The sequence below is a fragment of the Curtobacterium sp. HSID17257 genome (assembly GCF_003989515.1).
GTDB lineage: Bacteria > Actinomycetota > Actinomycetes > Actinomycetales > Microbacteriaceae > Curtobacterium.
The window spans coordinates 1-10,117 of record NZ_RBLU01000110.1 but is presented as its reverse complement, the minus strand read 5'-3'; the positions used below and the strand labels follow the sequence as shown (position 1 = coordinate 10,117).

10 protein-coding genes are annotated in these 10,117 nt (G+C 73.0%); 4 read left to right on the top strand and 6 right to left on the bottom strand.

Going from position 1 to position 10,117, the window contains the following annotated elements:
• The 5 genes from D8M35_RS13625 to D8M35_RS13605 all read right to left on the bottom strand — a co-directional run.
• Positions 1 to 403 (bottom strand): winged helix-turn-helix domain-containing protein (locus D8M35_RS13625; RefSeq protein ID WP_148113376.1); only part of this gene is annotated, 403 nt, incomplete at its 3' end.
• Between the two features lie 119 nt (positions 404 to 522).
• Positions 523 to 1,599 carry a sugar phosphate isomerase/epimerase gene (locus D8M35_RS13620; RefSeq protein WP_238638237.1) on the bottom strand — a complete coding sequence of 359 codons (1,077 nt, stop codon included), beginning with the start codon at positions 1,597 to 1,599 and terminating at the stop codon, positions 523 to 525.
• A gap of 92 nt (positions 1,600 to 1,691) precedes the next feature.
• A complete protein-coding gene (locus D8M35_RS13615) occupies positions 1,692 to 2,789 on the bottom strand; it encodes a Gfo/Idh/MocA family protein (RefSeq protein ID WP_126892339.1) in 1,098 nt (365 codons plus the stop codon).
• Positions 2,774 to 3,475 carry a ThuA domain-containing protein gene (locus D8M35_RS13610; protein ID WP_126892338.1) on the bottom strand — a complete coding sequence of 234 codons (702 nt, stop codon included), beginning with the start codon at positions 3,473 to 3,475 and terminating at the stop codon, positions 2,774 to 2,776. The genes D8M35_RS13615 and D8M35_RS13610 overlap by 16 nt, the downstream gene beginning before the upstream one ends.
• Positions 3,475 to 4,668 (bottom strand): Gfo/Idh/MocA family protein, encoded by a 1,194-nt coding sequence (locus tag D8M35_RS13605; protein WP_238638236.1) that lies wholly within the window; start codon positions 4,666 to 4,668, stop codon positions 3,475 to 3,477. Before D8M35_RS13605 ends, D8M35_RS13610 begins: the two co-directional genes overlap by 1 nt.
• Positions 4,669 to 4,765: 97 nt before the next feature.
• On the opposite strand from D8M35_RS13605, the gene xylA reads away from it, so the two are divergent.
• The 4 genes from xylA to D8M35_RS13585 all read left to right on the top strand — a co-directional run bounded on the left by xylA (position 4,766) and on the right by D8M35_RS13585 (position 9,695).
• Complete coding sequence (gene xylA, locus D8M35_RS13600; protein WP_126892337.1) at positions 4,766 to 5,956, top strand: xylose isomerase; 1,191 nt, start codon at positions 4,766 to 4,768, stop codon at positions 5,954 to 5,956.
• On the top strand, positions 5,953 to 7,446 hold the full coding sequence (locus D8M35_RS13595) for a xylulokinase (protein WP_126892336.1): 1,494 nt from the start codon (positions 5,953 to 5,955) through the stop codon (positions 7,444 to 7,446). Before xylA ends, D8M35_RS13595 begins: the two co-directional genes overlap by 4 nt.
• Positions 7,447 to 7,561: 115 nt before the next feature.
• Positions 7,562 to 8,551, top strand: coding sequence for an acetylxylan esterase (locus D8M35_RS13590; RefSeq protein WP_126892335.1), 990 nt, complete (start codon positions 7,562 to 7,564; stop codon positions 8,549 to 8,551).
• A gap of 136 nt (positions 8,552 to 8,687) precedes the next feature.
• Entirely contained in the window at positions 8,688 to 9,695 is a 1,008-nt protein-coding gene (locus D8M35_RS13585) for a helix-turn-helix domain-containing protein (RefSeq protein WP_126892334.1), read from the top strand.
• Here D8M35_RS13585 and D8M35_RS16665 read toward each other — a convergent pair.
• Positions 9,653 to 10,117, bottom strand: a 465-nt coding sequence (locus tag D8M35_RS16665; RefSeq protein WP_161972671.1) for a TetR/AcrR family transcriptional regulator, incomplete at its 5' end; no start/stop codon positions are given. The genes D8M35_RS13585 and D8M35_RS16665 overlap by 43 nt on opposite strands.

Genomic DNA, 10,117 nt, shown 5'->3' with positions numbered 1-10,117 from the left:
CGTCGAGCAGCCGGGCGACGGCGTCGACCGCGACGGCTGCGCTCGGGACGCTGGGCTGCGGCTCGACGAGCCGGTCGCGCACGGTGCCGTCGAGGGCGACGAGTGCCACCGCGACGGTGTCGATCTCGACGGTGACCGCGGCGGCCACGACGTCGCCGGATGCCCGGACGACCGCGCTCGGTCGTCCGACCCCGGCGGGTCGGTCGGCTCCCGCGGTCCCGGCGGCCGGGAACTCCTCGTGCACCAGGCCCCGCTCGACGAGCTCCCCCACCAGGGCGAGGACCGTCGACCGGTTGAGCCCCGTGCTGCGGGTGAGCTCGGCGCGGGTGACGGGTCCGTCCTCGTGCACGATGCGGAGGACGCGCGCGACGTTGCCGGGCGTGGTCGTGGCCGTGCGGGCCATGGGTCCTCCTGGGGTGTGAAGTGGATCGGCGGCGCGAGTCTCGTGCTCAGCGACGTTCCTCGCGGCGGTCGGGACGAGGAACGCCGCTGAGACCGAGTCTCGCGTACCCGGGCGGGCGCTCAGCGCGAACGGGAGAACGCGGCGTCGAACGCGGCGTCGGGCGGGGCGATGGTGCCGAGCTTCCGCACGAAGGCGAGCGCCTCGGGGCCGCCGACGAGTCGGTCCATGCCGGCGTCCTCCCACTCGACGCTCGTCGGACCGTCGTACCCGATGTGGTTCAGCACGCGGAACACCCGCTCCCACGGCACGTCGCCGTGCCCGGCGGACACGAAGTCCCACCCGCGACGGGGGTCGCCCCACGGCAGGTGCGACCCGAGTCGACCGTTGCGGCCGTCGAGCTGCTTGACGGACTCCTTGCAGTGCACGTGGTACACCCGGTCGGCGAAGTCGAGCAGGAACGCGGCGGGGTCGAGGTCCTGCCACACGAAGTGCGACGGGTCGAAGTTGAACCCGAACGACGGCCGGTCGGCGAACACCTCGAGCGCCCGCTTCGCCGTCCAGTAGTCGTAGGCGATCTCGGAGGGGTGCACCTCGAGCGCGAAGCGGACGCCGACCTCCTCGAAGACGTCGAGGATCGGCGACCAGCGGTCGTGGAAGTCCTGGTACCCGGCCTCGATCATCGCCGGCGGCACGGGCGGGAACCCGGCGACGGTCTTCCAGATCGAGGACCCGGAGAACCCGGTCACGGTGGTCACCCCGAGCGCGGCGGCTGCACGGGCGGTCCACTGCAGTTCCTCGGCGGCCCGCTGCCGGACGCCCTCGGGGTCGCCGTCGCCCCACACGTGCGGCGCGAGGATGTCCTCGTGCCGCTGGTCGATCGGGTCGTCGCACACGGCCTGCCCGGTCAGGTGGTTCGCGATCGTCCAGACCTGCAGCCCGTTGCGCTCGAGGACCGCCTTCCGGTCCGCCACGTACTCCGGGTCCGTCGCGGCACGCCGCACGTCGAGGTGGTCGCCCCAGCAGGCGATCTCCAGCCCGTCGTAGCCCCACTCCCCCGCCAGGCGCGCGACCTCCTCGAAGGGCAGGTCCGCCCACTGCCCGGTGAACAGGGTCACCGGCCTGGTCGACCGTCCGCCGCCGTCCGGCCTGGAGGCGCCGCCCACCTCGGTCTCGCCGGTTCCGTCCGTCGTCGTCATCGTCGTCGTCCTTCCTCGCCTGTCGTGTCGTGTCGCGTCGTGCTGCTGCTGCTGCTGCTGCTGCTGCTGCTGCTGCTGCTGCTGAGTCTGGCTCACCAGGACCCGGGTGTGGCGCCCGCCGGCACGGTGTCGGGACGGTCGACGCGCGACCGGACCTCGACCACGGTGTGCTCGCGGGCGGCGGTCGACACCGCTTCCATCACCTCGAGCACGTGGAACGCGAGCTCCCCCGACGCCCGGTGCGGTCGGTCGGTCGCGATCGCGTGCGCCATGTCGGCCAGGCCGTACCCGCGTCCGGCGTCGGCGTACCCGGCGCTCGTCGGCAGGTCCCGCCACTCGCGGGTGGCGGCGTCGGCGATCGACACCGTGTCGGAGAACCGGTTCGGGTCGGGGACGCCGAGCGTGCCCGCGGTGCCGTACACCTCGAACAGCGGCGCCCGGGTGGCCCAGACCTCGAACGACACGGTCACCGTCGAGACGACACCGTTCGCGTGCTCGAGGACGGCGACCACGTGCGTGTCGATGTCCACCCGGAGCGGGGTGCCCGCCGCGGGACCCGTCGCGATGGTGCGTTCGCGGTCGGAGCGGGTCGAGGCACCGCTGACCCGGACGACCGGGCCGAAGAACGACACGAGGCTCGTCAGGTAGTACGGCCCCATGTCGAGCAGCGGACCGCCGCCGGGCTGGTAGTAGAACGCGGGTGCCGGGTGCCAGAGTTCGTGCCCGGGAGCCGACCACGACACCGCGGCTCCGACCGGGCTGCCGATCAGGCCGTCGTCGAGCGCGGCCCGTGCGGTCTGGATCCCGGTGCCGAGCACGGTGTCCGGCGCGCTGCCGACCCGCAGGCCCGAGCGTCGGGCGAGGTCGAGCACGGGCTGTGCCTCGGCCGTCGACATCGCGAGCGGCTTCTCGCCGTACACGTGCTTGCCGGCCTCGAGTGCCCGGGTGGCGATCTCGGCGTGCGCGGCGGGGATCGTCAGGTTGAGCACGACGTCGACGTCGTCCGCGGCGATGAGCTCGTCGACGCTCGTCCCCCGCACGCCCTGCGTCGCACCGACCGACTGCGCCCGGGCGACGTCGATGTCCGCGACGGCGGTGAGCTCGAGGCCGGGCAGCGCCGGGAAGTGCTCGAAGTACTGCTGGCTGATGACGCCGACCCCGACGACACCGACCTTCATCGGGCTGCCCACAGGAGTCCCCTCTCGATGATCGTGCGGAGCGGCTGCGACTCGACGACCTCGAGCCGGTGCCCGGGAGCCGAGACGAACACGCGCCCCTCGCCCCACTGCCGGGTCCAGATCGCCGGTGCGGTGACCGGACGGTTCCAGGCGTCGAAGTCCCGGGCCTCCTGCGTGGTCGTCGCCAGCACGTCGTTGTACTCGTCGGAGAGCACCCAGTACTGCTCGGTCACGAGGTCGAAGTCCTCGATGCCCTGCGTGATCGGGTGTTCGTGCCCGGCATCGGTGATGTGCACCGTGTACGGGATGTAGTTGTCGGACTGCTCGCCGGTGCGCTCCGACGGGTGCTTGCCCGCGTGGTGCGCGAACTGGCCGCCGACCATGTGCAGGTAGTGGGCGGTGTTCCGGAACGCGTCCGCGATCCCGCCGTGCCAGCCGGCGAGCCCGGCACCGCCGAGCACCGCCTGCTGGAGCCCGGCGAACTCGTCGTCGGCGATGGTCGACATCGTCACGACCTGCACGATCAGGTCGACGTCCGCCATCACGGACGCGTCGGCGTACACCGCCGTCGAGTCCGACACGTGGACGTCGAAGCCGTTGTCGCGGAGGAACGGGACGAACAGGTCGGTGGTCTCGACGGGCATGTGCCCGTCCCACCCGCCACGGACGACCAGCGCTCGCTTCGTCGTGTCGGCCATCAGATCGCCGTCCAGGCGCTGCCGTCGGCCGCGCTGCGCTCGACCGCGTCGAGGACCCGCTGCACGTGCAGGCCGTCCGCGAACGACGGCTGCGGGTCGGTGCCGGCGACGATCGCCCGCACGAAGTCCGTCACCTGGTGGCTGAAGGTGTGCTCGTAGCCGATGAGGTGCCCGGTCGGCCACCACGCGGCCATCCACGGGTGCTCCGGCTCGGTGACGAGGATGCGGCGGAAGCCCTGCTCCCCCGCGGGCGCCGACGACTCGTACAGGCGCAGTTCGTTCATCGACTCGAGGTCGAACTGGATCGCGCCCTCGGACCCGCTGACCTCGAGCGTCAGGCCGTTCTTCCGGCCGGTCGCGTAGCGCGTGGCCTCGAAGGTGCCGATCGCACCGTCGGCAGCGCCGCCGGTCAGACGGCCGAGGAAGAACGCGGCGTCGTCGACGGTGACCTGCCCACGCTCGTCGGACGCGGTGCCGGAGAGCCCGACGCCCTCGGCCATCAGCGGACGCTCGTGCACGAAGGTCTCGAGCGTGCCGGACACGGTGGCGAGCTGTGCGCCCGTGACGTGCTCGACGAGGTCGATCGCGTGCGCACCGATGTCACCGAGCGAGCCGGAGCCGGCGAGCGCCTTGTCCAGGCGCCACGTCATCGGACCGTCCTCGTCGGCCAACCAGTCCTGCAGGTAGAGCGCGCGGACCTGGCGGACCGTGCCGATCCTCCCGTCCGCGACCAGCTGGCGGGCGAACGCGATGGCGGGGACGCGGCGGTAGCTGAAGCCGACCATCGCGCGGACCCCGCGCTCGGCGGCGGCCTCGGCGGCGGCGGTCATCGCCTCGGCCTCGGCGACGGTGTTGGCGAGGGGCTTCTCGCACAGGACGTGCTTGCCGGCCTCGAGCGCCGCGATCGCGACCTCGACGTGGGAGGACCCGGGCGACACCACGTCGACGACGTCGATGTCCGGGTCGGCCACCACCTGCCGCCAGTCGGTCGATGCGGTCTGCCAGCCGTACTGCTGCCGCGCGGCCTCGGTGCGCTCGGCGTCGCGGCCGACGACCACGGCCATCTCGGGCTCCACGCCGAGGTCGAAGAACCGCGGTGCGGTCCGCCACGCCTGGGAGTGCGCCGCCCCCATGAAGCCGTGCCCGACCATCGCGACGCGCAGTCGTCCCGGTCCGTGTCCGTCCTGTGCCATCCACTCGCTCCTTTGCGATCCGGTGTTGCCAGGATCCACCCTACCGCTTATGTTGGGCGCGGCAACATTTTGTTTCGACGACGAACGGTGACCCACCATGGCAACGACGCCCACCCGCGACGACAAGTTCTCCTTCGGTCTCTGGACCATCGGCTACAACGGCTCCGACCCGTTCGGCGGCCCGACCCGTCCCGCGCTGGACGTGGTCGAGGCGGTCGAGAAGCTCGACGAGCTCGGTGCCTACGGCCTGACCTTCCACGACGACGACCTGTTCGCCTTCGGCTCGACCGACGCCGAGCGCCAGGCGCAGATCGACCGCCTCAAGGGCGCGCTCGACTCCACCGGGATCATCGTGCCGATGGTCACGACGAACCTGTTCTCGGCCCCGGTCTTCAAGGACGGCGGCTTCACCTCGAACGACCGGAACGTCCGTCGCTTCGCGCTCCGCAAGGTGCTCCGCAACCTCGACCTGGCCGCCGAGCTCGGCGCGAAGACCTTCGTCATGTGGGGTGGCCGCGAGGGCTCGGAGTACGACTCCGCCAAGGACGTGCAGGCAGCGCTCGAGCGCTACCGCGAGGCCGTGAACCTGCTCGCCCAGTACGTCACCGACAAGGGCTACGACATCCGCTTCGCCATCGAGCCGAAGCCGAACGAGCCCCGCGGCGACATCCTGCTGCCGACCCTCGGTCACGCGATCGCCTTCACCGAGACGCTCGAGCGTCCGGAGCTGTTCGGCATCAACCCCGAGGTCGGCCACGAGCAGATGGCGGGCCTGAACTTCACGGCCGGCATCGCCCAGGCGCTCTACCAGGGCAAGCTCTTCCACATCGACCTCAACGGCCAGCGCGGCATCAAGTACGACCAGGACCTGGTGTTCGGCCACGGCGACCTGCAGAACGCGTTCTCGCTCGTCGACCTGCTCGAGCACGGTGCTCCGCAGGGCGGCCAGGCGTACGACGGCCCCCGTCACTTCGACTACAAGCCGAGCCGCACCGAGGACATCACGGGCGTCTGGGACTCGGCGAAGGCGAACATGCGCATGTACCTGCTCCTCAAGGAGCGTGCGCAGGCGTTCCGTGCCGACCCCGAGGTGCAGGAGGCCCTGTCCGCCGCCAAGGTCGACGAGCTCTCGACGCCGACGCTGAACAGCGGCGAGTCGTACGACGACTTCCTCGCCGACCGCTCGGCGTACGAGGACTTCGACGCCGACGCGTACTTCGGCGGCAAGGGCTTCGGCTTCGTGCGCCTGCAGCAGCTCGCGATCGAGCACCTCATGGGCGCTCGTTGAGCCAGCAGCTCGTCGCAGGGGTCGACTCCTCGACCCAGTCCTGCAAGGTCACCATCCGTGACGCTGCGACCGGCGCGGTCGTCCGGGAGGGCCGTGCGGCCCACCCGGACGGCACGTCCGTCGACCCCCGACACTGGTGGGACGCGCTCGGCACCGCGATCGCGGACGCCGGCGGGTTCGACGACGTCGCCGCCGTCGCGATCGCCGGGCAGCAGCACGGCATGGTCGCGCTCGACGTCGACGGTCGCGTGGTCCGCGACGCGCTCCTCTGGAACGACGTCCGCAGTGCCGACGCGGCCGCGCAGATGGTCGAGGAGCTCGGCCGGGAGGCATGGGTCGCCCGGACGGGTCTGGTCCCGGTGGCCTCGTTCACCGGCACGAAGCTGCGGTGGCTCCGCGACGCGGAGCCGGACAACGCGGCGCGGGTCGCCGCCGTCGCGCTCCCCCACGACTGGCTGTCGTGGCGGCTGCGCGGGTACGGACCGGCGGACGAGAGCCCGCTCGGACCGGACCTCGACGCCCTCGCGACCGACGGCTCGGACGCCAGCGGCACCGGCTACTGGGACCCGGTGCGCCGGGAGTACGACACCGAGCTGTTCGAGCAGGCGCTCGGTCGTCGCGCACGGGTCGCTGCCGGGACGCACGACGGCACCGCGCACGACGGGGACGACGACCTGGTCGTCGTCCCGCGGGTCGTGGCTCCCGACGAGGCGATGGGCACGCTGGCGTCCGACGTCGAGCTGCCGGGCGGTGCCGTCTCCCGCGCCGGCCTCGTCGTCGGCCCGGGGCTCGGCGACAACGCCGGGGCAGCGCTCGGCCTCGGGCTCGGCCCGGGCGACGTCGCGGTGTCCCTCGGTACCAGCGGGACGGTCTTCGGCGTCACCGACACCGAGGTGACCGACCCGAGCGGGACCGTGGCGGGCTTCGCCGACGGGACCGGGTCGCGCCTCCCGATCGTCACCACCCTGAACGCGGCCCGCGTGCTCGAGGTGATCGGCGGACTCCTCTCCGTCGACCACGACGAGCTCGGCGAGCTCGCGCTGCAGGCGCCGGCGGGGGCGGACGGTCTCGTGCTCGTGCCGTACTTCGTCGGCGAGCGCACGCCGAACCGGCCGGACGCGACCGCCTCGCTCGTGGGCATGACGCCCGCGACGACCGACCGGGCGCACCTCGCCCGTGCCGCCGTCGAGGGCATGCTCTGTGCCCTGGCCGACGGTCTCGCCGCGGTCGAGGACACCGGCGTGCACGTGTCGCGGCTGCTGCTCATCGGCGGCGCCGCGCGGAACGAGGCCGTCCGGGCCGTCGCCGCGCAGGTGTTCGGCCGCGCCGTGTCGATCCCGGAGCCCGGCGAGTACGTCGCCTCGGGTGCCGCTCGACAGGCCGCGTGGGTGCTGACCGGGAGCCTGCCGTCGTGGGAGGTCTCCGCGACGGTCGTGCCCGCGGACCCGCACCCCGAGGTGCTCGAGCAGTACCGCGCCGCCGCACGCTGATGCGCTGAGGCGCGTCCACCTGGTGGAATCGGGCGTACCCGGTCGGAACTCCCGACCAGGTGCGCCCGTTCCGACCAGGGACACCCGGAACGACCCACCACCAGCGAGGACCCCGATGCCGCTCACCGACCTGCCCCTCGACCAGCTCCGCGCGTACCGCCCGTCCGTGCGGCGGCCCGACGACCTCGACGCCTTCTGGACGGACACGATCGCCGAGGCCCGGGCGGCCGGCGCCGGGACCGAGCCCGTGCTCGTCCCCGCCACCACGCCGGTGACCGCGCTCGACGTGCAGGACCTGACGTTCCCGGGCTTCGGCGGCGACCCCGTCCGTGCCTGGGTCTCGCGTCCGGCGGGCTCGACGGGTGGCCTGCCCGCCGTGGTCGAGTTCATCGGGTACGGCGGCGGTCGGGGCCTGCCGGGCGAGCGGGTCTCGTGGGCACTCGCCGGGTACGTGCACGTCGTGATGGACACCCGCGGGCAGGGCAGCGGCTGGGGGTCCGGCGGCGACACCCCGGATCCGCACGGCTCCGGCCCGAACGGCGGCGGGTGGATGGCGAGCGGCATCGCCTCGCCCGCCGAGCACTACTACCGGCGGGTGTACACGGACGCGGTCCGGCTCGTCGACGCGGTCCGCACGCTGCCCGGCGTCGATCCGGACCGCATCGCGTTGACCGGTGGCAGCCAGGGCGGCGGCATCGCGATCGCCGCGGCCGCCCTGGTCGAGGCGCACACCGCGCCGCTCGTCGCCGTGCTGCCGGACGTCGCGTTCCTGTCGGACTGGGAGCACGGCACGGACGTCGCGGTGGGCGGCCCGTACCTGGAGCTCGCCCAGTACCTCGCCGTGCACCGGGACGCGGTCGAGACCGTGTGGGACACCGCGGCGTACTTCGACGGCGTGAACCTGGCCGCACGGATCACGGCCCCGGCGCTGTTCTCCGTCGCGCTCATGGACGACGTGGTGCCCCCACGCACGACCTTCGCGGCGTACAACGCACTGGCGTCGACGGACAAGCACATCGAGGTCTACCCGTACAACGGCCACGAGGGCGGCGGCCACCGGCACTGGGAGCGGCAGGCGGCGTTCCTGGCGCAGCGCCTCGGCTGACCCGTAGTTGAAGTCAACAACGTTGGACCGGCGACGATAAATTCAACGCCGGAAAGCCGGAAAGCCGGAACGCCGGAACGCCACCACGCGCACCGCACCGCCGGCACCCGGCGACGAGGCGCAGACTGGTTCGCGCATGCACAGCGACACCCGGACCCCCACCGCGACCGAGCACCACGGCACCGTCGTCGAGGATGCCGTCGACCTGTTCGAGGGCGTCTACAGCACTCATGACATCAACATCGGGCAGGCGGTGGCCGACGGGTTCTCCTACCGCTACCGCGCGGTCGGCGACGAGCGGGTGACCACCGCGACCTCGGCGGTCGCAGCGCACCGCTGGGGCACCATCAACCCGGGACGCCAGTACACCCTGGCGTGGGCGACCGGACCGGGCATGGTGCTCGACGCCGACCGCCGCGACCCGATCACCATGCACCCGAACGTCCCCGTGGCGTACCCGGCAGGGCGCCCGTTCACGTTCGACGCCGCTCCCGCGGTGCAGCACGTCATCCGCTTCGACGCCGACTTCCTGGAGTCGGTCTCGGCAGCGCTCCGAGGAGACCTGCCCGGCCCGCTCGACCTGCGGACGACCGCCGACCCCGACGCCCTGCCCGCACTCCGCCGGACGATCGCCGGGGCCGCGGGGACACTGTGGGACCCGCGCGCCGCGCCGCCCCTCCGCGAGGCGCAGCACCGGAGGATCGCCGAGGCCGTCCTCGAGGTCTTCGACCAGACCCCGCCGTCGGGCATCGCTGCGGCGGGGCACGGCGCGGTCCGCGCCGCCCAGGAGTGGATCGTGGCGAACGCCCGCCGACCGCTCACCACGGCCGACGTCTGCCGCGCCACGGGGCTCAGCGCCCGGGGCCTGCAGGCGGCGTTCCACCGTGCGGGCGCGGCGAGCCCGATGCAGTTCCTGCGCGACGTGCGACTGCACCGCGTGCACGCGGCACTCGAGGCCGGGGACCCGTCGACCACCACGGTCGCCGAGGTCGCCAGGGCGTGGGGCTTCGCGCACCTCGGTCGGTTCGCGGGCACCTACGCCGGCACCTTCGGCGAGCGCCCCTCGGACACGCTGCACCGGAGGGTCCGGCGGGAGACCGGTCAGTCCCCGAGCAGTGCTCCGACGGCGTCCACGACGACCTGACGGCGGCGCTGCGGCACGACCGAGGCGACCGGAGCGGATGCCTCGGGCGGGAGGGTCGACCAGACCTCGGCGAGCTGGACGACGAGCCCGTAGAGCACGGCGGGGCGGAAGCGTCGTGGGAGCACCCCGGCGCGCTGGGCCCGCTCGACCTCGGCGACGGCGTCGGCGTACTGCGTGGCGAGCGCCTCGACCGGCGTGTCCGGCCGCTCGAGCCGGTGCCAGGTCGCGAGCCGCTGCACCCACGGCCGCTCGGCCAGGACGTCGTGCAGGCGACCGGCCCACGCGGCCAGGTCGGCGGTGTCGAGCGGCGCGGCGTCGTGCACGGCCGTCAGCTCGCTCGTCAGCAGCGCGTCGAACAGTCCGTCCTTGCCCCCGAAGTAGTGGAAGACCTGCGCCTTGTTGCTGCTGGCCTCGGCGGCGAA